This window comes from Cupriavidus phytorum (assembly GCF_003254285.1).
Taxonomy (GTDB): Bacteria; Pseudomonadota; Gammaproteobacteria; order Burkholderiales; family Burkholderiaceae; genus Cupriavidus; species Cupriavidus phytorum.
This window is the reverse complement of record NZ_QKZN01000002.1, coordinates 215394-237183: the sequence shown is the minus strand read 5'-3', so window position 1 is coordinate 237183 and position 21790 is coordinate 215394. Positions and strand designations below refer to the sequence as shown.

Sequence of the window (21790 nt, the reverse complement as noted above, 5' to 3'; positions counted from 1 at the left end):
CCGACCTTCGCGTGCGCCAGGACGCTACGCCGCGGCGGGGACGCGCCGCACCATGCTCAGCATCGACCAGGCATAGATCACCAGCCCGCCCAGCGCCAGCAGCAGGCCGACCCAGCCGGTCGACTCCCAGCCGAAGCCCGCGGCGATGGTCAGCCCGCCCAGCCACGCGCCCAGCGCATTGGCCAGGTTGAAGGCCGAATGATTGAGCGCCGCCGCCAGCGTCTGGGCATCGCCGGCCACGTCCATCAGCCGGATCTGCAGCGCCGGGCCCAGCGCCACGGCAGTGCCCACCAGCAGCACATTGAACGCCGCCAGCCAGGCGTGCGACGCGGTAAAGGTAAAGGCGCCCAGCACCAGCGCGGTCCACACCAGCACGCCGCCCACCGTAGGCATCAGCGCCTTGTCGGCCAGCCTGGCGCCGGCCAGGTTGCCCGCCACCATGCCGATGCCGAACAGCGCCAGCACCACCGGGATGCCGGCCGCGGGCATATGCGCCAGCTCCAGCATGGTCGGCTTGATATAGCTGAACACCGAGAACATGCCGCCAAACCCGATCGCGCCGATACCCAGCGTCAGCCACACCTGCTTGCGCCCGAGCGCTGACAACTCGCGCAGCGGGCTGGCACGCCGGTCGGCCGGCACGAATGGCACCCAGCGCCATACCAGCAGCGCCGTCAGCGCGCCGAGCGCGCCCACGATCACGAAGGCCGAGCGCCAGCCCAGCCAGGTGCCGACCGCGGCCGCGATCGGCACGCCGACCAGCGTGGCGGTGGTCAGGCCAAGCATCACCAGCCCCACCGCCTGCGCGCGCCGCTCGCGCGGCACCAGGCCGGCCGCGACCAGCGCCGCGACGCCGAAGTACGTGCCATGCGGAAAGCCCGTGAGCAGGCGTGCCACCATCATCGACAGGTATGACGGCGCCAGCGCGCTGGCGATATTGCCGGCGGCAAACACCGCCATCAGCGCGATCAGCAGGTTGCGCCGCGGCCAGCGTGCGCCCAGCACCGCCAGCAGCGGCGCGCCGACGACCACGCCGAGCGCATAGGCGCTGATCAGGTGGCCGGCTTGCGGGATCGAGATGCCGAGGTCGGTCGCGGCGTCGGGCAGCAGGCCCATGATGACGAACTCGCCGGTGCCGATGGCGAAGCTGCCGACACCCAGCGCCAGCAAGGGCAGCCGGCCGGAGGGCTTGTGATCGCGGGAAGACAGCGAAGCGTCGGCGCCGCGGTCGGGATCCGCGGCGGATTGTGCATGTGGGGCGGCCATGTACAGGATTTGCAGGGTTCAACGAAATGCCGCCCGCTGACGGGCGAGGTAGTCCTCGCCTCTGATCGATCCAGCGTGCTCCTGTGCGGCGCGCAGGCCGTATTGTGCGGCAAAAACGCGAATCCTGCCGGCGCCGCCCCGGCACCCCGCGGAACCGCGACGCGCCCGGCCCCGGGCGCGGCATCCCTATGGCTCGACGTCCTCGCCCAGGCTGGCCAGGTTGTGCTTGATCACCTCGAGCACCGCCGCCGTCATCACGGAACTGGAGACGCCGAACATCAGGATGCCGTTGGCCGCCTCCAGCGGCCCGAGCAGGCGCCAGGTCGAAGACATGACGATATCGCCGTAGCCCAGCGTGGCAAAGTTGACGCCAGAGTGATAGAGCGCGGTAGCGAAATCGGTGAACTCGCCCAGCAGCATGAAGAGGATGGCCCAGATCGCCATCTGGACGAAGTTGCCAAGCAGCGTCAGCACCATCACCCCCGAGAGCAGCAGGATCTCCTGGTCCAGCGACATGCGCCCGTGCCGCGCGTGCTTGAAGCGCGTGTAGTAGCGCAGGCACACGGCCACAAACACCGCCTGCAACAACAGGCAGACCAGCATCACGGGAAGGCCGACCGCCAGGTTGTGCAGCATGACCGCCCCTTCATCCAGAAAATTGCCGCGCGTCGCGGGGCTGATCGAGCCATGCGACCATCAGCCAGGCATACAGCGTGACGCCGACAAACAGGCCCATGCGCACGGCAAAGGCGGTATAGACGTCCTTCCCGGCGGCGCTGTCCTGCACGGACTGGCCCAGCAGGATAATCAGCGTCACGAGGGTGTTGACCCAGAAGGCTGGCGGGTACCGCGACGGGTGCAGGCCATACAGCCTGCGCCCTACCAGCAGGCCAAACAGCAGCATCCACAGGAAGTACATCCACAAATGCACGAACAGGCTGAGCGCGCCCCAGAACAGGATCGCCAGCACACCGCCAAGCAGGGTCGAGCCCAGCAGTTCCCGGCCGGCGCCGCGTGCCGAGGTGGTGCAGGTTTGCCGGCCCAGCGTCGCCGCCTTCATGATGACCGGCAGGTACGCCGACGGATCGTTCAGCGCCAGCAGGAATGCCGGCATGACCACCAGCGCGGCGCGCAGCGCGATCCGGGCGGCCTGCTCTTCCGGCAGGTCCGCGGCTGCAGGCGGCGCGCCCGCGCCAGCCGGTTCGGGAAACAGCCAGTGGCCAAGCCCCAGCGCCATCTGGGCGACCAGCAATCCCTTGCCCAGCGCTTCGATTACCGTGACCGCCAGTCCGAAATCAAAGGTGCCCGCCGCCGAGATCATGGTCAGGCCCACCACCAGGAACGTCGACACCAGGCCGTTGCCGCCGCGCAATCCGTAGCGAAAGGCCAGGAACAGGCACAGGCCGACCAGCAGCACGCCACTGGCGGGGTAATAGCGCAGCAGGGGGATCAGCAACAGGCCGATGCCGGTGGTCAGCATCACCACCAGTGCCAGGCCCAGCCCCGCCCCGAGCGACATCGGCCGGTTGAGCGTCGCCAGCAGGAACACGCCGAGCACCGGCGCGACCATGGGCACCGGCAGGGCCAGTCCGAAGCTGGCCGTCAGGCACAGCGCGGTGCCGCTGGCCAGGCGCAGGCAACGTCGGCTGCGTGGATCGGGCGCGCGCCATGGCGGCGCCTGGCTGTCAGTAGACATAGGAAAGCCAGCTCATCAGGTACAGGAACAACCGGCCAGGCGGATTGAGCGGGTTGCCCTCGGTGGGAAAGGCCATGACCTCGGCCTGCCCGCCGACGCGAATCCCGCGCAGCGGGACAGGCTCGCCGCGGTCGAACTCGACGATGACCGGGAAGCGTTGCGCCGGGCGCAGCCAGTCACGGCTGTTCTGCACCGTGGGCAAGCTGCCCGGCGGCGTGCTTGTCCCGGCGTTGACGCCGTAGCCGACACTGCGCACCCGCCCTTTGAAGACCCTGCCCGGCAAGGCATCCAGCACGATGCCAACCCGCGTGCCGGGCTCGACGCGGCCGAGGTTGTTCTCGGTCATTTCCGCGCTGATCCACACGTCGTGGATGGCGATCAGCGTCATGACCGGATTGCCGGCCGCGGCAAACTGGCCAACATCGGTGCGCAGGTCGGTCACCAGCCCGGCGGCGCGCGCCCGCACCTGCGTATTGGCCAGGTCCAGTTCGGCCTTTTCCAGCGCCGAGGCGGCGCTGCGCAGCTTGGCGTTGTCTGCGTCGCTGCCGCCCTCCTGCTCGCGCGCACGCTGAACCTCGGCCCTGGCGGCGGCGACCTGGCTGACGGCCTGCTCCAGCGTGGCCCGCGCCACCTCCAGGCGCCGCAGCGAAATGGTGCCGGGATCCTCGCGGTACAGCCGCTCGAGGCGCTCGCTATCCTGCCGCGCCTTGACTTCGTTGGCACGGGCCGCGCGCAGCGACGCCTGCGCCGACTCGATGCCCGCCGTGCCGGCCCCGATCTGCCGGCGCGTCGACTCCAGATCGGCACGGGCGCGGTCCACCGCGATGCGGTATTGCTGCGGATCCACCTCGAACAGCACCGTGCCCGCCGCCACGTCCTGGTTGTTGCGCACGTGCACCTTGGTCACGCGGCCGGACACTTCCGCGGCCACCGGCACCACGAAGGCCTGCACCCGCGCCTGTTGCGTATAGGGGGTCAGGCGGTCGGCCAGCAGGTACCAGGCGAGACTGATCACGATCAGCAACAACACCCAGCGCACGCCCTTCCTTGACGTGTCGGCCGCGGGCGGCGGCGGCGGCGCGGGAGTCGGTGTAACCGTCGGCGCCGCGGAGGGCTGCGGGGTGTCGTTCATCGGCACTCGCTCAGGGATTACCGTTGCCTGACAGGGAAACGGGCGCGGGCCCTGGCTCGTCGAGCAGGGTTCCCCAGTCAGTACGTTGCCGCATCTGCTCGCGCGTGGCGGCGTCGAGCAGCGGCTGCTCGCTGGACCAGCCGCCCCCTAGCGCCTTGTAAATGGCGATCAGGTCGCTGACGGCATTGCTGCGGTTGACCACGTAGGCATCCTGCTGGGCCGCCAGCGCGCGCTGCGCATCCAGCACGCGCTGGAAGTCCGAGTAGCCTTCGCGGTAAAGCGCGTTGGCCAGCGTCAGCGAACGCCTCGCGGCCAGCGCGCTGTCGCGCAGGATCTGCTCGCGCTCCAGCGCCTTGACCAGCGCGCTCGCGGCATCGTCGGCTTCGCGCGCCGCCTGCCGCACGGCATCCTGGTAGGCGACGATCAGCTGCTGCAGCCGGGCGTCCTGCACCCGCACGGTGTTCTTGATGCGGCCATAGTCGAACACATTCCAGCGCAGGCTCGGCCCGCCGACCAGCGCCAGGCTGTTGGGCGTGCCCGCCAGCGTGCTGGCGGACCAGACAATGCTGCCCAGCAGCGTCAGCGACGGATAGAGATCGGCCTCGGCCACACCGATCAGGGCCGATTGCGCGGCGATCTGCAACTCGGCGGCGCGGATATCGGGCCGGCGCTGCAGCAGGCTGGCGGGCACGTCCTGCAGCACTGCGCGATCGATCAGCGGAATCACGCCTTCCTTGCCGGACAGCTCCGGCAACTCCGGCAACGGCCCGGGCGGGCGGCCCACCAGCACCGCCAGGGCATTGCGGGTGCGCGTGATCTGGCTTTCGAATTCGGGGATGGTGCTCAGGGTGCCCAGGTATTGGGTCTTGGCTTGCTGCAGGTCGAGCTCGTCGGTTTCGCCGCTCTTGAACAGCCGCTCGGTGATTTCAAGGCTGCGCCGCTGCAGCGCCGCGTTGTCGCGGGCGATGCGCAGGCGTGCCTCGGCCGTGCGCAAGGCAAAGTAGGTCTCCGCCACCTGGGCGCGCAGCAGCACCAGCACATCCTCGCGGTTCGCGCGAGCCGCAAAGTAGGCGGCATCGGCGGACTCGATGGCGCGGCTGAAGCGCCCCCAGAAATCCAGCTCCCAACCGATGTCGAAGCCCGCGCTGTATTGCCAGAAGCGGTTGTTCTGAGGATTGCGGCCGCCGGCCTGCCGGCGATCCGTGTACAGGACATCCGCACTGGCCTGCTGCAGCTGGGGGAAGCGCCCGCTCTGGGCAATCCCCAGCTGGGCGCGCGCTTCCATCACGCGCAGGCCGACAAGCTTCAGGCTGGCATTGTGCGCATCGGCTTCGGCGATCAGGCGTTCCAGTGCCGGGTCACCGAAGATCTGCCACCACTCCCGGATGTCGGGCAGCGCCCGCTGCACGGTAGCCTGATCGAGTGCCGGGCTGCCCCACTGCTGCGTCCACGGTTCCTGCTGGGGCTGGAACTCCGGCCCGAGGCGCGCGCAGCCCCCCACGCAGCAGGCGGCCAGCAAGGCGCACAGACGACGGTGCCGGCGCGGCATGGGCGGCGCGGGTGGCTTCAGGTCTGTTGCTGGCTGCCAGTCTCGGTCTGCGGCGGCGGATCTTCCACCCATTGCCAGAACAGCTGATAGCCGACCGCCAGCACCACCGGGCCGATGAACAGGCCGATCACGCCGCCGGTCACCATCCCGCCCAGCGCGCCGATCAACACCACCGGCATCGGCACATCGACGCCCCGCCCGAGCAACAGCGGCTTGAGCACGTTATCGGCCAGCCCCGCCACGAACACATAGATGGCGAAGACGATGGTGGCCACGCTGGCCCCTTCGCTGGCAAAGACATAGATGATCACCGGCACGGTGATCAGCGTGGCCGGCAACTGCGCGATGCCCAGCAGAAGCACCACCAAGGCCAGCACGCCCGCGGCCGGGACCCCCTTGACCACGAAGGCAACGCCGACGAGCAGCATCTGGATAAAGGCGATGCCCACCACGCCCTGCGCCACCGCGCGAATGGTCGCCGTGCACAGCGAGGCGATGCGCTGGCCCCGCTCGGGGCCAAACATACGCGCGGCAATCTGCACGGCGCTGCGGTTGCCGGCCTCGCCATAGGCCATGAAGATGCCCCCGATAATCAAGGCGAAGACGAATATCAGCAGTCCCTTGCCGATGCCCGCGGCGGCGCCTAGCACGGCCAGGCTGATTTCGCGGACCTGGGGCGCATAGGCCTGGATGGCGCCGGTCAGGTTGGAGGCGGCCTGCAGCCAGATGTCGTACAGGCGCTTGCCCACCAGCGGCCAGCTGGCGACCGACTCGGCCGGTGGCGGAATATGCAGGCCCTCTTTCTTGACCATGGCCATGGCACTGCTCACCGAGTCGACCATGGCTGCGCCCAACAGGTATGCCGGCAGCGCGACGATGGCAATGGCGGCCAGGACGATCAGCGTGGCGGCGCGTCCGTCCTTGTTGCCGAGCTTGCGCCTGAGCCGGACCTGCAGCGGATAGATGGTGACGGCCAGGATCACCGACCAGACAATGAGATCGAGAAAGGGCCGGAAGATCCTGAAGCAGAAGATCGCCAGCACCGCGATCAGCCCCGCGCGGATCAGCACATCGAGCAGTCCGCGCGACAGCATGCGCTCCGAAGTTGGCGTAGGCATCATCGCTTGTCTCCCTGCAGATCATCACCAAGACCCAGGACCGGCAACCTCGCCGCCGCGCATTCGGCAGGTCAGGTTAAGTACTGACCGCTTGGACGAATGAAATCCAGTCTAGATGAGGGGTGAGGCCCGGACAACCTCAAAAGGTATGCCTATCGCTACATGGCATCGACGCGTTGCGATATGGCCTGGCGGCCGGGCCTTGGACAACTCTTGGGAGGAAAACCGCAGGATGGCGCCGGGATGATGTCGGCGAAGCGGAAGGGACTGGACCCGGGGCGATTCGGCGGCCCGAATCCCTGGGCTTTGGCGCGTCCTAGAGGATTCGAACCTCTGACCGCTCGCTTAGAAGGCGAGTGCTCTATCCAACTGAGCTAAGGACGCGAAGGCGTGCATTCTACCGCAGCGCCCGGCCGCGGTGACAAGCGATGCGCCTCAGGACGCCGCGCGGGGCTGGCCGCGCGTGACGTAGCGGCCGGCGCCGGCAGAGTCGGAGGCCGGTTCCGCGGCATCGCCGCCCGCCGGGTGTAGCGACACGCAGTTGCGTCCCTTCAGCTTGGCGTCATACAGCGCGCGGTCCGCCCGGCGCATCAGCGCGTCGGCGCCCTCGCCGGGCTGGCGCGCGGCCACGCCGATGCTGACGGTATAGGCAATCGGATCGGGTTCCGACGGGCACGGCGTGGCGCGCACCGCCGTGGCCAGCCGCAGGCAGGCAAGCCGGCCGGTTTCCAGCGCGGTATCCGGCATCACGATGGCGAATTCCTCGCCGCCCAGGCGCCCCGCCAGATCGCCGTGCCCGAGCGTCTTGCGCAACAGGCCGGCAAAGTGCCGCAGCACGCTGTCGCCGGCCAGGTGGCCATAGACATCGTTGATCGCCTTGAAGTGATCGAGGTCGACAAACGCGACCGTCATCGGCTTGCGCTGCCGCTCGGCCTGCAGGCAGGCGGCCTCCAGTTCCTCCCAGAACGCGCCGCGCAGCAGCACATCGGTCAGGTCGTCGTGCCGCGCGCGCCGCTCCAGCATGCGGCGCAGCCGGTCGTGCGCCATCAGCGCAAAGCTGACCGACACCCCGACCAGGGCAAAGACGTTGAAGATGGCCAGCTCGCCGTCCCACGGCATCGGCCGCGGCCAGGCGCCGCCCTGCGCCATCGCCGCCAGCGGCCGCAACACGGTCCAGGCATTGATGGTCGCCGCGGCGATCACGATCGCCGCCAGCGAGCACGCCGCCAGCCGGCCGGTGCCGCGCGTGGCAGGCACCGACGGCACCACGCTGCGCGCGAGATCCAGCAGCAGCACGATATGGCAGGCGCTCAGCACCGGCGCCAGATCGGGCAGCGCCACGACCGCGGGCAGGTAGCGCGGCGCCAGGTCGCCCCAGGCCACCGCGGCCGCGGCCGCGAGGTTCAGGCCCAGCAGGCCCGCGGCACGGCCCGGGCGTTGCGCAAAGTGCCGCGCGCCCACCGCCATCACCGAAAGCGCGGCAAGCAGCGCCAGGTCGGTCGACTCCGGCACCAGCCACATCGGCCGCAACGCCTGCACCGCTGCCAGCGCCGCGGCAAAGGCCGCCAGCACGCTGCCCAGCGCCCAGGATGTCAGGCCGCTGCGCTCCATGCCCGACGACCGGCGCAACACCACGCAAACCACCGCCATCTGCAAGGCAAACAGCCCCGCGATGAGCACAACCACGTGCGACTGAAACATCTTTATTCCCGTCCAAGGCAAGCAGCGGCGCTCCGCATGCCACCGCTCTTCCCTGCATGTTTTGCCGATCCTGTGCCGGATCGTTGTGATCGAATGCCGCACCTCCTGTTTCAGGCCGCCGGTGCCGCCATTTGGCGAACGCGGACAGACCGAGCCGCTCGCCCAGGTCGGGGAGCGCCGTTCTTGTTGTGGTGATCAGGTCAGTCCGGAAGGAAATACGCGAAACCGGGCGTTCCCAACAGCACGCCGGTCGGACTGGAGCGGTGTGCGGATTATCGCAGCGCGCAAACCCAAGTCAAGACAAAGCGCCCCCGCCAGAAGGGGGAGCATCGCGACGCACCCGCACGGCCCGAACCCGCCGGTATCGACGCACATTGACCTTGGCTTGCCGACGCGGCTACAATGGCCGGCTTCGGAGCGTAGCGCAGCCTGGTAGCGCATCTGATTTGGGATCAGAGGGTCGTAGGTTCGAATCCTATCGCTCCGACCAGAAATACCCAATGGAAACAACGGCCTGGATCGCAAGATCCAGGCCGTTTTTCTTTTCTTCCAAGAGAATTCCAACAAAGGAACGGGCCCGTTCCAAAATACAGTGCCTCATACAGCACTGTATATCCACACAGTGCGCGGCGCGCAATGCCTGAGCTTGAGCCGCGAACAGCGACACAGATGAGTGACTAAGATGTCACCCCACGTGATATGTGAAAGGGCCTCTTGGGAGGCAATGTCCCTTCCAAAAAAATGGCCCAAAAGTCTCTCTCAGAGCCGAGGTATTAAAGCCCCAACTTCCGAGGGGTGCACCCGCCTCACGAGCTGCTACTAAGCTCGATCCCTGGGACAGACTATGTGCGCAAAGACCCGCACAAGCAAAAATTCGCTGGTAGCGATAATAATATTATTATACGATGGCGTATAAGCTCTACGACTACAAGAATCGGCAAGGGGTCAACGAGGTCAAAGCATGGGCACTTTCGCTCCAACCTGCGCAACGGGGGAAGCTCAATGCAAAGCTGGACATGCTTGCAGCACACGGCACCGATCTTCTTCCTCAGACCCTTGCCGGAAGTGATGCCCCCGGCATCTACAAACTGAAAGTTAAAGGGTCTGTTCAACTGCGCCCACATTTGTGTGATGGGCCCCTAAAGGTTGGGGCGGAATTCACGCTATTGGTTGGAGCCCGAGAAGTCGGAGGCAAGCTCCGGCCTTCGGATGTTGCCGCACAAGCTGTAACGCGAAAAGACCACATCCTTCAGGAAAAAGAAGACAAGAGGTGCGACCATGAGCGAGTTAGCTAGGACGCTTGCCAAGGAATTCCAAGGCAAGGAATACGCGCACGCCTACGTAAATGAAGCGGTGAGCATGAGGCTCGCCGCGCAGATCAAAGTCCTTCGGGAACAACGTGGCTGGACTCAAGAGGAGCTTGCCCGACGTGCTGGCATGAAACAAGAGCGGATTTCTGTTCTTGAAGACACCGATTACGACTCCTGGACACTGAAGACTCTCCGCGCCATCGCTGAGGCCTTTGATGTAAGCGTGAGCGCCAGCTTTGAGCCCTTCAGCAAAGCCATTATGGCAGTTGTAAATCTCAACAAAGATTGCCTCAGAGTGACAGCTCGCGAGGAGGATTTAGAGGACTTCTGCCGTCACACATTCTTCCACAACGATGGACAGTGGAGATCTACAAACCGGCCTCGCCTTGCAACGGTTATCGCCATGCGAGAGCCGGCAAGACCGAATTCCAACCGAGGAACTTGGCAAACGGTTGCTGTAGCCACCGAGGAACAACTTCTGTGCAATTGAGGCAAGCAGCGTGGCACACCCATTTAACCTAAAGAGTATCTACGTTTCTGAATTACAGGCGTCCGTCTCGCCAAGCTTTGATCCGACCGTAGGCGGAGTACGTCTCATAGGCCAATTCATGGCCCATGATGGCGAAGGCCACGAAAGAACTGTCAGTGACCCACATCAGAATCATTCCGAGGAACTGGTGGTGACGTGTCGGTTTGGATTTCGGTACGTTAAAGTTGCGGAGGGTCAGACAGCAATTCCAGATGAAGAAGGCGAAATGGAAGTCGCGGCAGAAGTACGCGCTGCCATTGCCATTGTCTACGCCATCAATAGAGAAGCCCAGCCCAACGAGGCACGGCGTAAGGCTTGGGTTGAACGAAATGGTCTTTTGCATGCATGGCCATATTGGCGTGAAGTCTGCCAAAGCAGTTTGGTTAGGATGAATCTTCCTTCGACCGTGATGCCACTGATCGAAGTCCCTGAGTCACAAGCGGGACCTCGGCAAGCGCAAGTGGATAAGGAGACTTCCCCGAAGAAGCCCTCTACTCCGAAACGGAAGCCGCACGCTGGGACCGCGGTCTAATTGCAGCTTGCCGTCATTTCGGTATCGCACCCGCCCAAAACATGTTGGAGAGCACCCTTGGCGTCAAATTCTGATGCTTTCGAAGCGCTTAAGTCCGCTGCAACTGACTCGCGCAGCATTCCTTCTCTCAAGGAGGCTGCCGTTGAGGGACTTGGCTTCATGGGAGGGCCTGAAGCGAGAGCGCTCTTGATTACGATTCTCCAGGACTCCCGAACCATCCCAGGACTGAAACAGGCGGCGGCGCGCGCGCTGGGACAAGCGACACGCAGTTAGGACCACACCAGCGCTTATAGGAACGTCCCGCGCGCCCAAAACAAGCTCTTTTGTTCTCGCGCGGACCTGTGCTGTATATTTGTACAGCACAGCCATGCCAAGACTTAAAGCCCCTCCTCGCGTTCCACCGCCGCCCGGCGGCTACGAGCTCTGTCCAATCGATGAGGCTTGGGATCGCCACTACATCCTCGACGAGGCCGGCCTGCCGGTCCGCGTCTACGATTTCGGCACCCACGCCCGGTGGATGTCTTGGGAGGGCAAGGGCTACCAGGTCAAAGACGAACTGCCGGAATACGGCGCCACCGTCTGGACCTATTTCTCTGGCTGGGCCAGCATGCACGACGATAAGCCGCCCATGTTCTGGACCTGCTTGCGCGCCGGCGGCATCAACAAGACCTTCGAATCCATGACCTGGGAAGAAGCGCAGGACAAGCACCGGCGCGTGGTCGAGAAGGCGCGGCGCACGCTGCCGCTGAAGGATGTGCCGTCGACATCCGACGCGAAGTAGACGTTCCGGTGAGCATGCTGCGGAAAGTAGACAGAGCGGTAATGGAAGTAGAGGTTCTGTTCCTGCTGGCGCGCAGGCATGCCGCCGCCCCCCAACGGCTGTTGTAGCATCAAGCTCCACCGATTCACGAGGTCGCTATGTGCACGAACTACGCCCCAGTGCAGCGCCAGATCTTGCGGGAAATCTTCGGCGTCGAGCCACCGCCGGCAGACTGGAAGCCCGAGACCTGGCCGGACTACGCGGCGCCGATCGTGCGCGCGGATGGCGCCGGCCGCCGCGACAGCGTGCTGGCGAGCTTCGGACTGGTACCGCGATCGCGCATTCCCCCTGGCGTTCGCCCTTACGACACGATGAATGCTCGATCCGAGACCGTCGGAGAGAAGCGCACGTTCAGCGGGCCGTGGAAGAAGGGGCAACTCTGCCTAATACCGGCCACGGCCGTGTATGAGCCAAACTACGAGGCCGGACCCAAATCGACACGGTACCGAATCTGGCTGCCTGGCGAACCGGCCTTTGGCATTGCCGGCCTCTGGCGCGACTGGCCTGATGGGGCGTACTCCTTCACCATGCTGACCGTAAACGCGGACAAGCACCCCGTCATGAATCGGATGCACGCTCCTGGCAAGGAGAAGCGGTCGGTGGTGATCGTGCCGCGGCAGCAGTGGAATGACTGGCTGGCGTGCCGCGACCCCGAAGTCGCGCGAACCTTCATGACCCTCTTCCCTCCAGAGGCCATGGCCACCGAGCCCGCGCCCATCGTCCGGCGGACGAAGGAACCCCCTCCCACGGCCGCCCCAGAACTGCCGTTCTAGGCGCTTCCACCCGCCCTGCTGTCGGACGGCGCCTGATAGCGCCCGCCGCACGGCAAGCAGAGACTGGCTGCATCAACAGCCAGGAGACAGCCATGCCAGGCAAGAACATCCACGTCGTGCCCACTACAAACGGCTGGGCGGTTGAGGCGGAAGGCGGCGGTGGCCAGCAGCAATATGCCTCCCAAGAGGACGCCATTACCGCCGGCACAGAAAGGGCAAAGCGAGAGCAGGTCGAGCTGCTGATCCACGGACGCGACGGCCAGATACGCGAGCGGAACTCGTTCGGCCACGATCCCCGCAACATCAAGGGATGAACCCCAGATCGCGTTCAGTAGGAGAACGATGATGGAAGATCCTTTCGACCTCTACGCCCCGGCTGGCGTGGAAGATCTGATCCAGCGCCTGAAGGTCAGTGTCGGAAACGCTGAGCCTTACGAAGAGTGCCGCGTGTACGCCGCAAATATCCGTGCGGCAGTCCTAGTCTTGGAAAGGCACCTCGCGGCTATCAAGAAAGGGCGGCAGTAGGCTCCCCCGCCGATCGCATGCTGATGCGATGCCATGGCCAGCAGCAAGCCTGCGGCGCCAACGCTGGCCGAACTGCGGCCCATGCTCCTATGCGAGCGCAAGACCATCCCCCGCGGACCCGGCTGGCATTTCGAAATCAAGTACGACGGCTACCGGCTTCTGGCCACCACCGGTGACACACCGCAGCTGAAGTCCCGCAACGGGGCGAACGCCACCACCTGGTTCCCTGAGCTCGTCGACGCTCTGGCCACCCTCCCCGCCGGCTACATCCTGGACGGCGAAGTCTGCGTGCTGGACGACATCGGCAAGAGCGACTTCGAGCGGCTGCACAAGCGCGCCAGGCGCAAAGGCTGGTACCGCGGCGCGGACGCCGTCGCCTACTGCGTCTTTGACCTGCTGGTCGGCAAACAGAAGGATCTGAGGGGCCAGCCCATCGAGCGACGCAAGGCCGCGCTGCAGAAGCTGCTGACGAGCCTACCGCCGGGCATGCTTTACGTGGCCGACGTCGACGATGGCGAGTGGCTGTACGGCCATGCGCTGGCGCTGGGCCTGGAGGGTGTAGTCGGGAAGCGCGCGGGCTCTGTGTACAGGTCAGGGAAGCGATCACGCGACTGGATGAAGATCAAGCGGCCGGGGGCAGTACCGGCGAAGCGGTTCCAGAGATAGGGGTGAATTGAAGTTATCATCCCGCCTCAACGCGGCATTTCTCTGTCAACAATGAATGACCTCCTCTGCTCCGTCGACTGGAAACTTCTGACTGAGTCCATCACTGAAATTCTGAAGATTCTATGGTCGTGGCCCACTCTGGTCGCAGTGGTACTGTTTGTCTACCGCGATGAGGTTGCCAAGCTGCTACAACGTATCACTAATGCAAAGCGCATGTCTCTCGGGCCTGCTGCTTGGGAGTCTGATACGGCCCCGGCCGCTCTTTCTTACCCCACGCCAAATTTTGGGGAAACCAAAACTATCCACGACAAGACGTTCCGCGGTGAGGTCGTTCCGCTCGACGGCATACGCTACAAGAGGTGCACGTTCGAGAATTGCGTATTGGTATTTTCAGGGACTGGAACATCCATAATGGAAGAAGTTTTGTTCGAAGGAAAGACGGAGTGGCGCCTTGATGGCTATGCCGCGAACACAGTCCACTTTCTAGCCAGCATCTCAAAAGGTCCGGCACGAGAAGCAGTGGAAGCCATCATTGCCAGAATCCGAGCCGGCGATCAATCTGCTTCAGTGCGCCCATAAGTCTACTGTCGCTCGATGTCTTGCAGCGCAGTCGCCCAGTGCGCCGAGAACCACCACCATCCAGTCCTGCCAGACATCGTAGTCGGCCACGGCTGGAGCGTCAGGCACCTCGCACGGCGCGGCCAGAGCGCTATCGAGCGGCGGCGGCTTGCTTGGCAGCGCCGACGGCGTCGGACAAGCTGCGCATGCGCTGAGCGTCAGGGCGGCAGTCAGCAGGCAGAGGCTTCGCATTCTTGAGTTCCTTGCGGATGGCTTCGAGCTTGGCGCCCAGCCCCGACTGGGCGGCGCGGTAGGCGTCCGCGTTCTGGCGGATCTTTTCCCCCGCTTCCTTGATTTCGGATAGCGCCAGGTTGGCGCTGACGAGATCGGCTTGCGCGCGCGCCGCGGTGAGTTCGGCAATCTCCGCGTCCTTGCGCCAGCCGTTGACAGCCCAGCCCGCTGCGAACAGGCTCGCGCCCAAGGCCAATGTCGCGATGCCGCGCCACGGCACCATGGACAGCGCCGCGCGCGCGGTTGTGATCTGAATCATGGTGTCGCCGCGCAGCGCGCGTAGAGATCCGCCGTCAAGCGGATGTGGTTGAGCATGTCGGCCCGGCCGGCGCCCGCCATCAGCGTCGGCAGCGCCGGGCAGTCGCGTGGGGCGGGCGGCGTCGCCGCGCACCCGCCGAGCACAAGGCAAATCAGGATCGCTCTCACTTTTGGGCCTCCCTCACCTTCCGGTTTGCCGCCTCGATGTCACGGTTCACCTGGTTGCGTTCGGTTTCTGTGAGCAGCCGAGGCTGCGCCGGCGCAGCGCGCGCGGCCCGCTTCACCGACTTGGCGGCCTCAGCAGAGGCCTCGGCAGCTTCCGCCGCGGCGCCGGCGGCTTGCGACACTTTCGGCGTCAGGGCCTCCAGGGTCTGGCTGTAGGCGGACTGCAGGCGTCCAATTTCGGCTTGATGGTCGTCTCGCTGCTGTGCCATCAGGTCGCGGAACTGCCACTGGCACAGCGCATATCCCGCGCCGGCGCCGCCGCCCACCATGAGCGCCATCAGTGTCACCGCCTCCAGCATGTGCGCCACGCGTATGAAGGTGGCGCGGTGACGCGCAATCCAGTCACGAAGCTTTGCCATCGAATCGCTCCCGCATCATCTGAATTTGCATCTCCAGCGCGGAGATCTTGGCCTCGAGCGTGCCGATGGCGCGGTATGCCTCGTTGCGCTCCCTGTAGGCCAGATCCGCACGCTGCTCAGCCAGGTCGGCGCGCGCGTTGGCCTTGTCCAGCTGCTCGGACAGCCGCGCGATGATGTCGATCTCCGCCTGCGTCTGGGCGCCTTCGACCTTGTCGGTGCGCCATGCCTTACGGATGAACCACACTGCCCCGCTCACGGCGGCGAGAATGAAGCCCAGCGCGCCGCCAGTGCCCCCCGGCACGTTCAATTCGTTCAGGTCCATCTTTTCCCCGGTAGTCGCTCTTGCGGCGATCACTGAATGCCGAGCGCGCGGCGGGCGCGCTCCCATCTCACCTGTCGGTCGGCCAGGCCGTTGGTCCCGCCGTTGATCCGTCGCGTCAGGCCGACGAAGTCGCCAGCGTCAGCGAGCGCATTCAGGCCTTTCCACCGCCAGAACCACCCAGCCGACCGGGCGGCCAGCTCATCGCCTTGCAGCAGCACCGGGTTGGATTCGAGGTTCACGCCGAGCGCCGTGCCGCACGCTCGATAGTTGGCCCTGCCCGTGATCTGGATCAGCCCTCTCCCCATGAACCGCTTGCCGTCGCCGGACTGCGTGTTGCCAAGGTCCAGCCGACCTTCATACCGCTGCTGTGCCGCTGTCGGGCCCCACAGCTCCCGCGTGAAGACGAAGCCGCCGGACTCGTGACCGACCTGGGCGATCCACGCGGCTTGGCGGGCCGGGGTCGATATGGCGAACTCGCGCCAGGCCGCATCGACGTGCGGCCACCAGCGGTCAGCCATCGCCGCAGGCAGCCCAGCAGCGGCGCGAAACAGTTGCTTTTCCATGCGGACTCCAGAAACGAAGAAGCCGCCCGTAGGCGGCTGGTTGCGATGCGGTGACGGTCAGGTGGTCAGGGCCTGCAGTTCGGCGTTCGAAAGCTTGCGGGGGTAGTACCGAATAGACCTGAGCCATCCGTTTATCTGGCCGGTCGTCGTCACCGCGCCTACCCGCATCTGATTCACTACCGGAACCCCAGAAGCGATGGACAGGACGGCCCCACCGTTCATGCACGCGGTGTGGGTGCCTTGCCCGTAAGTGAGGCCAACCCTGGCCTGCTCACCGGCATAACTGGTCGACAGACCGAGACTGGCTACCGCACCACCAATGGTGACTCGCGACTGCAAGATGCCTCCGGACTGCCGCGACAAGCCGATCATGTTGTTTGCAGTCCCGTCTGTCACTCCGAACGAGTACTTTGCGCCGGGCTCATAGCCTTCAGCATCGACGAAGAACGTGCCTTCGCTGCTGTTGAATCCGAGGTCGCTCAAGTCGCTGATGAGCCCGAGGTCGGCTGACCGTGCCGTTGCTGCCGTTGTGGTGAGAATCGGGCTGGTAAGGAATGCACCTTCCTCATGCGAAACGAAGTCGACATCGATGGCGTCGCCGCTGGTGACAATCTGCAGCCCAATGCTCGGATTCGCCGCTGTGGCAGCTGCGACGCTCACCAGCGTGAAGGCGCCGGTCACGGTCACCGGCGTCCAAGTCGCGCCGCCGTTCTGCGTCATGTTGATGACGCCAGATCCGGTGCGGCGCCTGACATACAGCCCAGTGATGCGCTGTGCCGAGGCACGCGTGATCGACTGGAGGCACGTCGCGTTGGCGGCGGTGGCCGTCAGCGTGGTCGCCGCGTTGCTCCCACCGTCGAGCCCGACGGCAGTTTTCGCCGCGGTACAGCCGGTCTTGACCCATGCTGCATTGGTGAGATCGCGGCACCACAACGCGTAGTTGGTCCGCCCCTCCTCCACCAACATCCCGCGCGCCTGGAGCGCCACCGGGTCGTAGTCGAAGCGCGGGACGTTGTTCCCGTCCTGCACCAAGATGCCCGACGCATTGAAGCGCCACGCCGAGCTGGCGCGCGTGAACGTGATCAGCTCGGCGAAGGGGACGTTACCCAGCATGCTTTACTCCGGCTTGATGGGCCAGTTGATAGTGCGCGGAAAGCCGACCTGCGTGGTGATGGCGCGCAGGGCCTTGCGGTACTGGCTCAGGGCCTTCAGGCGCGCCTCTTCCTCCAGCGTCAGCTCGCCCAGTACGAACCCATCCATCAGCGGCGCGATCAACTGGTCGGCCTCCTCCAGCAGCGCATCGCGCTGCGCGCGCGCCGCGGCGGCCAGCTGCTCGGTTTCCAGCGCTTCGTCCAGAACCCACTCATCGGCCGTCCAGACATGCGCCGGCGACGGGCGCGGCTCGTCGGTAAGGAAGGCCGGCAGGTCGCCGATGCCGGAGTACTCCTCGCTCAGCACGAAAGACGAGCCATCGGCGGTACGGTAGAGCGGCACCTGCCGGTAGTCCGGGACAAGCGCCCAGGACCCTTCGGGCCAGTTCTGCGGCGCCGAACCGTCCGGGCGCCGATACACGCGCACGCGCCCTACCTCGTCGGCCGGCGGAGTGCCCGGCGTGGCATAGCCCGGCACGATAGGGGTATCCGGCTCCAGCGGGTTATCGTCGGCGAGACCAATGCCGAGGTATTCGCCGGTGATCGGGTGGTAGTTGTAGATTTCCATGCCGGCTCCCTCAAAACTTGATGATGGCCATCAGGGCCATGTTGCGCGGGCGCGTTTCGGCGCCGCCCGTAGACGTGGTCGACATGAAGCCCTGGCTGATGCCGTTGGTCGCGATCTGAAGGCCCGTCACAGCACCGCCGCCGGCGACCACCGACTGCGTGCTATGCAGGTGCGTTTTCAGATCGTCAGCCTGTCCGATCCCGATGACGCGGCCAGCGTCGACACCACGGCCGTCATCCCAGCCGCGGATGAACTCGCCGCGGAGTTCCGGTAAGTTGAACGTCGTGGACCCATCGCCAGATCCGTAACCCGTACCAAGCACGTTGAACAGATCCGCATAGGTGGTTCGTGAGACAGCGCCGCCGTTGGCCTTCAGATACCCCGCCGGCACGGAACTCACTGCGTGGTACAACACAGTGCCAGGCAAAATGTGGCCGAAGTTCGGCACCCCGAGCAGGCCGATCGTCACCCAGGCGGTGTTGGCGCCGTTGCGCATCCTCAGCAGACCGGCGTTGGTGTCGGCCCAGAACATGTAGGCGAAGGTCGTCGCCGGCGCCGCAGCACCTGAACCGTTTGTGACGAGTGCATTTAGCGCCAGGTTCAGGTCGGCGCGGAAGGCCGCGCCTGCCTGATTGGCGATGTCCATGTCGTGTTGGGACATGCTTTCCTCTCTGGTTTAGTAGCTGATCGCATCCCAGTCGAACCGGCGGGACACCGGAACGCTGGCGCTGTTGAAGAAGGTCACGGAGAAGCCGGAAGCGGTCTTGCCGTTGACGACGAAGTAGTCGCCCTGCGCCATGTTCTGAGCAGTGATGCCCAGCACCGGCAGGGCCCGAAATGGCTTCGAGAAAGTGATCGGGGTCGCGCCGGCGGCCGACACGATGTCCCGGCCCGACTCGCGCCGATCCGGCATGTCGACATTGACGGCCAGGCCGGTCACGACGATGTTGTGCGTGGCGGCCCCGCTCTCCATCACGACCTTCCACTGGAACGCTCGCGCCTCGTAGTCGCCCATCGAGAAGCGTTGCCACGCCGACCAGGTCGGCGAGCCAGCCGGATCGTCCAGCGTGGTGCGCACGTACAGCGACACCGCCGTGTCGTTGATCCGATCTCCGTCGATCGATGCCCAACTGTCGATCAGGTCATACCGGAAGTCGATCATGTCGCCGGTGTCGAACGACACTGCATCGATGGTCGCCGTCAGCCTCGACTTCTCCACCGTGCCGAGATCCAATGACCCAGTGAAGACGTACTCGCCGCTGCTGACGATCCCGCCCAGCGAATCGATCAGGCCCCATCCGCCCGAGCCAACCACGCTGTCGATCAGGCCGAGCGTGTTGATCGCGGGTTGCGCGTCCCATAGCCCACTGGCATCGCTCATTCCCTGGTCATCGATCAGGCCCGCGCCGATTAGCTTGATGCCGTTCAGCGCTGGGTCGCGTATGACATTCGTCTTGGCGCCGGCGAACGTCGGGTGCTCCTGAACCGTGGCCACCACATTCAGCGCAAGTAGCGACGGCGCTGTGGTGACAACCATCGCCGCCGCCGGCGACTCGTGACCGGTGGAGTCGATCCACTTGGCAAGATAGACACCCTCCAGCAGCGGCAGCTGCGCCGAGTTGGCTGCGCCCGAGATATAGCCACCGATGTCGATGGCGCTGCCCCAGGTTGGCTGCACCAGGTCAGTGGTGTGCCGAATCCGCGCCTGCCCGCCGTTCCGTACGTCCAGATCGGTCGCAGCGTCCCACGTAAGGTTGGCGAACCCATTCAGCACCGTCATGGAGAGTCCTGTCAGGTTCGACGGCGCGGCCAGCTTCCCGCTGACGACGTGCAGAGGCGAATAGGTCCACGATCCGCTGCGTACGCCGATCGCCGACACGAAGCGGCCGCGCACCACGTAGGCGGCGCCGTCCTCCACCGGCGACAGATAGCGACTCGTCGTATCAGCTGTAAGCGACGGCATCGATGACCACGCAGCGCTGTCGGCGCGCTTGTACTCCATCTCGATGCGGCCCGTCTGGGATAGCGCCAGCTCTTGCGCCGCTGGCCAGCTGATCAGCATCCGAGACGTGACTACGCCGCTGGAACTGAGGATCAGATGCTCCTCGCCCGAAGTCAGAGAGATTTGCCCCAGCGGCTCCACCACAAACGGGTTCGGCAGGTTCGTGTCCGGCGCAGGGTCGATGACCGTGGCATTGCCCAGATTCCAGTCGTAGACCGCTGCCGCCTCCTCGTTCAAAACCAGGTCGACGCCGCCGTCGGCGCTCATGCGCCAATCCATCACCCGGAAGACCTTGTCGGTCCAGCCGAACTTCGCCAGCGACAGCTTCACTGTGCTGTACGCAGTCAGCTGCAACGCGGTCAGCTTCGCGGGGAACTCGACCACGATGCTCTGGCGCGACCTCTCCAGGATGATCTTGGCGATGCGCTGCGCCATGATCGTGTTGGTGGTGAACGGTAGTTCGATGTCCCTCTCGATCACCTCACCATCGTTTGCGGCGTAGGCTGCGTTGCGCACCGCGGGGAAATCACCGGGTTGCCAGAACCTGCCCGGGTCGACGTAGGTGCCCTTCACCACGTTGAACAGGTCTTTGCGCGACGTGCGCGGCTGGACCTTCACCGGTCCGCGCAGATCCGACTCAGTGAGCGTAACCGTCGGAATATCGTAGGCGCCGGCGAACACCCGGAACACGCCGCCGGCGATCACCGCCACGCCCGCGCCCGCCGTCACCAGCTCGGCCAGGTTGTCGCGCGGCGACTTATCCGACATCACGATGCCGTCGCAGAGATAGCGCTCCTGCCATACCGCGGTGTCGGTCTGCACCGGCTCGTCGCTGATATTTGCCGCGGCGATCACCGATGCGACGTCGATGTCAGCGTCGGTGCAGCCGAAACCGCGCTCGTCGCGCAGGTAGTCGTAAACGCACAGGGCCCAGTTGTGCGACCAATACGTTCCGCCGGTGCGCGGGTCATACAGGCGCTTTCCGCGCACCACCGCTTTCACATTTGGCAGGCCATTCGGGAAGATGTCCGCGTCATACTCCAGCCGCAGATAGACGTAGCAAACACCGCACAGCCGGTGATCCCATGTCCAGCCTGGCACCTCCGAGACCAGATCGCCGTCGGCAGCCTGATCCAGTGTACCCAGGTGCTTCTTTACCCGGACCAGCGCTTTCGATCGCAGGGCCTCGTAGGTGATGACGACGACCTGCGTACCCGGGTCGATTCCGCGGACGGTGACGGTCTTGGATCCCTGATACCAATCCACGGTGTAGGCGAACTCCTGCACGAAGCCCATGCCGTCGCTGTATCCAGCGGCGGAGATCACACGGTAGACCGTTTCGTCCAGGTCATAGGTGACTTGAGACTGTCCGGCGGGAATGGTCTTCGAGTGCGTACGGGACTCGCCCGATGCCTTCAGGAACTTGCCTCCGGTCACGAAACCGCCAGCGTCGAGACCGCCTACGGGATCCTCGCCGAGGTACACCTCCTCGATCGCATCGCACTCGTGATCTGCGAGCGCGACGACCAGATGCATGAACTGGTTCTTCTTGCCGTTCCCGTCCGTGCTGGCTGCGAAGACCAGCGGGCCGGAGGTCATCGCGCGGCCATAGATCATGTTGCGCGGCTGGACATTGGAACGCACGATCTGCGTCCTGCCTTGTGCCTCGGCCGCGAAGCCATTGGTCGTGCGCGGCTTGAAGACAGCGCCCATCAGGCTGCCGACGGCGAACGAAATCCCGAGCGCGACGACAGCGTATGCCACCCCGTAAGCAATTGTGGCGGCGGCGACAGCGAAGGCGCCCGCTGCCACACCACCCGCTACGGAGAAGGCTGCTGAAGCCAGTGCCGCTGCAGCTGCTGCCGGCATAACACCT

Annotated in this window: 25 protein-coding genes and 2 tRNA genes; 10 read left to right on the top strand and 17 right to left on the bottom strand. The window is 65.1% G+C overall.

What is annotated here, in order from left to right:
- Nucleotides 1-24: 24 nt before the first annotated feature.
- The 8 genes from C7416_RS06505 to C7416_RS06470 all read right to left on the bottom strand — a co-directional run bounded on the left by C7416_RS06505 (nucleotide 25) and on the right by C7416_RS06470 (nucleotide 8462).
- Complete coding sequence (locus C7416_RS06505; RefSeq protein WP_111517684.1) at nucleotides 25-1266, bottom strand: MFS transporter; 1242 nt, start codon at nucleotides 1264-1266, stop codon at nucleotides 25-27.
- A 186-nt stretch (nucleotides 1267-1452) separates the two neighbouring features.
- Nucleotides 1453-1902 (bottom strand): ion channel, encoded by a 450-nt coding sequence (locus tag C7416_RS06500; RefSeq protein ID WP_111517683.1) that lies wholly within the window; start codon nucleotides 1900-1902, stop codon nucleotides 1453-1455.
- A gap of 10 nt (nucleotides 1903-1912) precedes the next feature.
- Entirely contained in the window at nucleotides 1913-2962 is a 1050-nt protein-coding gene (locus C7416_RS06495) for a DUF2955 domain-containing protein (RefSeq protein ID WP_111517682.1), read from the bottom strand.
- Complete coding sequence (locus tag C7416_RS06490; RefSeq protein WP_111517681.1) at nucleotides 2952-4094, bottom strand: HlyD family secretion protein; 1143 nt, start codon at nucleotides 4092-4094, stop codon at nucleotides 2952-2954. Before C7416_RS06490 ends, C7416_RS06495 begins: the two co-directional genes overlap by 11 nt.
- Before the next feature lie 10 nt (nucleotides 4095-4104).
- Nucleotides 4105-5643 (bottom strand): efflux transporter outer membrane subunit, encoded by a 1539-nt coding sequence (locus C7416_RS06485; protein ID WP_111517680.1) that lies wholly within the window; start codon nucleotides 5641-5643, stop codon nucleotides 4105-4107.
- A gap of 17 nt (nucleotides 5644-5660) precedes the next feature.
- Nucleotides 5661-6764 (bottom strand): AI-2E family transporter, encoded by a 1104-nt coding sequence (locus tag C7416_RS06480; protein ID WP_111517679.1) that lies wholly within the window; start codon nucleotides 6762-6764, stop codon nucleotides 5661-5663.
- 304 nt (nucleotides 6765-7068) lie between these two features.
- Nucleotides 7069-7145 (bottom strand) — tRNA-Arg (locus C7416_RS06475).
- 51 nt (nucleotides 7146-7196) lie between these two features.
- On the bottom strand, nucleotides 7197-8462 hold the full coding sequence (locus C7416_RS06470) for a GGDEF domain-containing protein (RefSeq protein WP_111517678.1): 1266 nt from the start codon (nucleotides 8460-8462) through the stop codon (nucleotides 7197-7199).
- 413 nt (nucleotides 8463-8875) lie between these two features.
- Here C7416_RS06470 and C7416_RS06465 point away from each other — a divergent pair.
- From C7416_RS06465 to C7416_RS06460, 3 genes are all read left to right on the top strand, one after another.
- A tRNA-Pro gene (locus C7416_RS06465) sits at nucleotides 8876-8952 on the top strand.
- A gap of 415 nt (nucleotides 8953-9367) precedes the next feature.
- Nucleotides 9368-9757, top strand: a complete 390-nt coding sequence (locus C7416_RS28875) for a hypothetical protein (RefSeq protein ID WP_133250516.1) — start codon at nucleotides 9368-9370, stop codon at nucleotides 9755-9757.
- Nucleotides 9741-10262 carry a helix-turn-helix transcriptional regulator gene (locus tag C7416_RS06460; protein WP_111517677.1) on the top strand — a complete coding sequence of 174 codons (522 nt, stop codon included), beginning with the start codon at nucleotides 9741-9743 and terminating at the stop codon, nucleotides 10260-10262. The genes C7416_RS28875 and C7416_RS06460 overlap by 17 nt, the downstream gene beginning before the upstream one ends.
- Before the next feature lie 52 nt (nucleotides 10263-10314).
- Here the strand turns inward: C7416_RS06460 and C7416_RS06455 are convergent, their stop codons facing one another.
- A complete protein-coding gene (locus C7416_RS06455; protein WP_111517676.1) occupies nucleotides 10315-10644 on the bottom strand; it encodes a hypothetical protein in 330 nt (109 codons plus the stop codon).
- Nucleotides 10645-10833: 189 nt separating this feature from the next.
- Between C7416_RS06455 and C7416_RS29395 the strand changes: the two genes are divergently transcribed.
- From C7416_RS29395 to C7416_RS28865, 7 genes are all read left to right on the top strand, one after another.
- Nucleotides 10834-11106 carry a HEAT repeat domain-containing protein gene (locus tag C7416_RS29395; RefSeq protein WP_111517675.1) on the top strand — a complete coding sequence of 91 codons (273 nt, stop codon included), beginning with the start codon at nucleotides 10834-10836 and terminating at the stop codon, nucleotides 11104-11106.
- Nucleotides 11107-11200: 94 nt separating this feature from the next.
- The gene (locus C7416_RS28870) at nucleotides 11201-11614 is read left to right on the top strand and encodes a hypothetical protein (RefSeq protein ID WP_146604256.1); all 414 of its coding nucleotides are present in this window, start codon (nucleotides 11201-11203) and stop codon (nucleotides 11612-11614) included.
- A gap of 137 nt (nucleotides 11615-11751) precedes the next feature.
- Complete coding sequence (locus C7416_RS06440; RefSeq protein WP_111517673.1) at nucleotides 11752-12426, top strand: SOS response-associated peptidase; 675 nt, start codon at nucleotides 11752-11754, stop codon at nucleotides 12424-12426.
- A 92-nt stretch (nucleotides 12427-12518) separates the two neighbouring features.
- Nucleotides 12519-12740 carry a DUF2188 domain-containing protein gene (locus tag C7416_RS06435; protein WP_111517672.1) on the top strand — a complete coding sequence of 74 codons (222 nt, stop codon included), beginning with the start codon at nucleotides 12519-12521 and terminating at the stop codon, nucleotides 12738-12740.
- Between the two features lie 28 nt (nucleotides 12741-12768).
- On the top strand, nucleotides 12769-12951 hold the full coding sequence (locus C7416_RS06430) for a hypothetical protein (RefSeq protein WP_111517671.1): 183 nt from the start codon (nucleotides 12769-12771) through the stop codon (nucleotides 12949-12951).
- 33 nt (nucleotides 12952-12984) lie between these two features.
- Nucleotides 12985-13617 carry an ATP-dependent DNA ligase gene (locus tag C7416_RS06425; protein WP_258400951.1) on the top strand — a complete coding sequence of 211 codons (633 nt, stop codon included), beginning with the start codon at nucleotides 12985-12987 and terminating at the stop codon, nucleotides 13615-13617.
- A gap of 51 nt (nucleotides 13618-13668) precedes the next feature.
- Nucleotides 13669-14196, top strand: a complete 528-nt coding sequence (locus tag C7416_RS28865) for a hypothetical protein (protein WP_146604255.1) — start codon at nucleotides 13669-13671, stop codon at nucleotides 14194-14196.
- Nucleotides 14197-14326: 130 nt separating this feature from the next.
- Here the strand turns inward: C7416_RS28865 and C7416_RS06420 are convergent, their stop codons facing one another.
- The 8 genes from C7416_RS06420 to C7416_RS06385 all read right to left on the bottom strand — a co-directional run bounded on the left by C7416_RS06420 (nucleotide 14327) and on the right by C7416_RS06385 (nucleotide 21783).
- On the bottom strand, nucleotides 14327-14725 hold the full coding sequence (locus C7416_RS06420; RefSeq protein WP_258400950.1) for a hypothetical protein: 399 nt from the start codon (nucleotides 14723-14725) through the stop codon (nucleotides 14327-14329).
- Between the two features lie 163 nt (nucleotides 14726-14888).
- Nucleotides 14889-15308, bottom strand: coding sequence for a hypothetical protein (locus C7416_RS06415; RefSeq protein WP_146604254.1), 420 nt, complete (start codon nucleotides 15306-15308; stop codon nucleotides 14889-14891).
- On the bottom strand, nucleotides 15292-15630 hold the full coding sequence (locus tag C7416_RS06410; RefSeq protein ID WP_111517669.1) for a hypothetical protein: 339 nt from the start codon (nucleotides 15628-15630) through the stop codon (nucleotides 15292-15294). The genes C7416_RS06415 and C7416_RS06410 overlap by 17 nt, the downstream gene beginning before the upstream one ends.
- 29 nt (nucleotides 15631-15659) lie before the next feature.
- Complete coding sequence (locus C7416_RS06405) at nucleotides 15660-16193, bottom strand: glycoside hydrolase family 19 protein (protein ID WP_111517668.1); 534 nt, start codon at nucleotides 16191-16193, stop codon at nucleotides 15660-15662.
- A gap of 57 nt (nucleotides 16194-16250) precedes the next feature.
- Nucleotides 16251-17306, bottom strand: a complete 1056-nt coding sequence (locus tag C7416_RS06400; RefSeq protein ID WP_111517667.1) for a phage head spike fiber domain-containing protein — start codon at nucleotides 17304-17306, stop codon at nucleotides 16251-16253.
- 3 nt (nucleotides 17307-17309) lie between these two features.
- Complete coding sequence (locus C7416_RS06395) at nucleotides 17310-17912, bottom strand: tail fiber assembly protein (protein ID WP_111517666.1); 603 nt, start codon at nucleotides 17910-17912, stop codon at nucleotides 17310-17312.
- Nucleotides 17913-17922: 10 nt separating this feature from the next.
- On the bottom strand, nucleotides 17923-18573 hold the full coding sequence (locus C7416_RS06390) for a phage tail protein (RefSeq protein WP_111517665.1): 651 nt from the start codon (nucleotides 18571-18573) through the stop codon (nucleotides 17923-17925).
- 15 nt (nucleotides 18574-18588) lie between these two features.
- A complete protein-coding gene (locus tag C7416_RS06385; protein ID WP_111517664.1) occupies nucleotides 18589-21783 on the bottom strand; it encodes a phage tail protein in 3195 nt (1064 codons plus the stop codon).
- Nucleotides 21784-21790: the final 7 nt, after the last annotated feature.

What these genes read in the sequence shown, in the direction of transcription:
- C7416_RS06505 (WP_111517684.1), bottom strand. Translation starts at nt 1,266, where the DNA reads ATGGCCGCCCCACATGCACAATCCGCCGCGGATCCCGACCGCGGCGCC.
- C7416_RS06500 (WP_111517683.1), bottom strand. Translation starts at nt 1,902, where the DNA reads ATGCTGCACAACCTGGCGGTCGGCCTTCCCGTGATGCTGGTCTGCCTG.
- C7416_RS06495 (WP_111517682.1), bottom strand. Translation starts at nt 2,962, where the DNA reads ATGTCTACTGACAGCCAGGCGCCGCCATGGCGCGCGCCCGATCCACGC.
- C7416_RS06490 (WP_111517681.1), bottom strand. Translation starts at nt 4,094, where the DNA reads ATGAACGACACCCCGCAGCCCTCCGCGGCGCCGACGGTTACACCGACT.
- C7416_RS06485 (WP_111517680.1), bottom strand. Translation starts at nt 5,643, where the DNA reads ATGCCGCGCCGGCACCGTCGTCTGTGCGCCTTGCTGGCCGCCTGCTGC.
- C7416_RS06480 (WP_111517679.1), bottom strand. Translation starts at nt 6,764, where the DNA reads ATGATGCCTACGCCAACTTCGGAGCGCATGCTGTCGCGCGGACTGCTC.
- C7416_RS06470 (WP_111517678.1), bottom strand. Translation starts at nt 8,462, where the DNA reads ATGTTTCAGTCGCACGTGGTTGTGCTCATCGCGGGGCTGTTTGCCTTG.
- C7416_RS28875 (WP_133250516.1), top strand. Translation starts at nt 9,368, where the DNA reads ATGGCGTATAAGCTCTACGACTACAAGAATCGGCAAGGGGTCAACGAG.
- C7416_RS06460 (WP_111517677.1), top strand. Translation starts at nt 9,741, where the DNA reads ATGAGCGAGTTAGCTAGGACGCTTGCCAAGGAATTCCAAGGCAAGGAA.
- C7416_RS06455 (WP_111517676.1), bottom strand. Translation starts at nt 10,644, where the DNA reads ATGCAAAAGACCATTTCGTTCAACCCAAGCCTTACGCCGTGCCTCGTT.
- C7416_RS28870 (WP_146604256.1), top strand. Translation starts at nt 11,201, where the DNA reads ATGCCAAGACTTAAAGCCCCTCCTCGCGTTCCACCGCCGCCCGGCGGC.
- C7416_RS06440 (WP_111517673.1), top strand. Translation starts at nt 11,752, where the DNA reads ATGTGCACGAACTACGCCCCAGTGCAGCGCCAGATCTTGCGGGAAATC.
- C7416_RS06435 (WP_111517672.1), top strand. Translation starts at nt 12,519, where the DNA reads ATGCCAGGCAAGAACATCCACGTCGTGCCCACTACAAACGGCTGGGCG.
- C7416_RS06430 (WP_111517671.1), top strand. Translation starts at nt 12,769, where the DNA reads ATGATGGAAGATCCTTTCGACCTCTACGCCCCGGCTGGCGTGGAAGAT.
- C7416_RS06425 (WP_258400951.1), top strand. Translation starts at nt 12,985, where the DNA reads ATGGCCAGCAGCAAGCCTGCGGCGCCAACGCTGGCCGAACTGCGGCCC.
- C7416_RS28865 (WP_146604255.1), top strand. Translation starts at nt 13,669, where the DNA reads ATGAATGACCTCCTCTGCTCCGTCGACTGGAAACTTCTGACTGAGTCC.
- C7416_RS06420 (WP_258400950.1), bottom strand. Translation starts at nt 14,725, where the DNA reads ATGATTCAGATCACAACCGCGCGCGCGGCGCTGTCCATGGTGCCGTGG.
- C7416_RS06415 (WP_146604254.1), bottom strand. Translation starts at nt 15,308, where the DNA reads ATGGCAAAGCTTCGTGACTGGATTGCGCGTCACCGCGCCACCTTCATA.
- C7416_RS06410 (WP_111517669.1), bottom strand. Translation starts at nt 15,630, where the DNA reads ATGGACCTGAACGAATTGAACGTGCCGGGGGGCACTGGCGGCGCGCTG.
- C7416_RS06405 (WP_111517668.1), bottom strand. Translation starts at nt 16,193, where the DNA reads ATGGAAAAGCAACTGTTTCGCGCCGCTGCTGGGCTGCCTGCGGCGATG.
- C7416_RS06400 (WP_111517667.1), bottom strand. Translation starts at nt 17,306, where the DNA reads ATGCTGGGTAACGTCCCCTTCGCCGAGCTGATCACGTTCACGCGCGCC.
- C7416_RS06395 (WP_111517666.1), bottom strand. Translation starts at nt 17,912, where the DNA reads ATGGAAATCTACAACTACCACCCGATCACCGGCGAATACCTCGGCATT.
- C7416_RS06390 (WP_111517665.1), bottom strand. Translation starts at nt 18,573, where the DNA reads ATGTCCCAACACGACATGGACATCGCCAATCAGGCAGGCGCGGCCTTC.
- C7416_RS06385 (WP_111517664.1), bottom strand. Translation starts at nt 21,783, where the DNA reads ATGCCGGCAGCAGCTGCAGCGGCACTGGCTTCAGCAGCCTTCTCCGTA.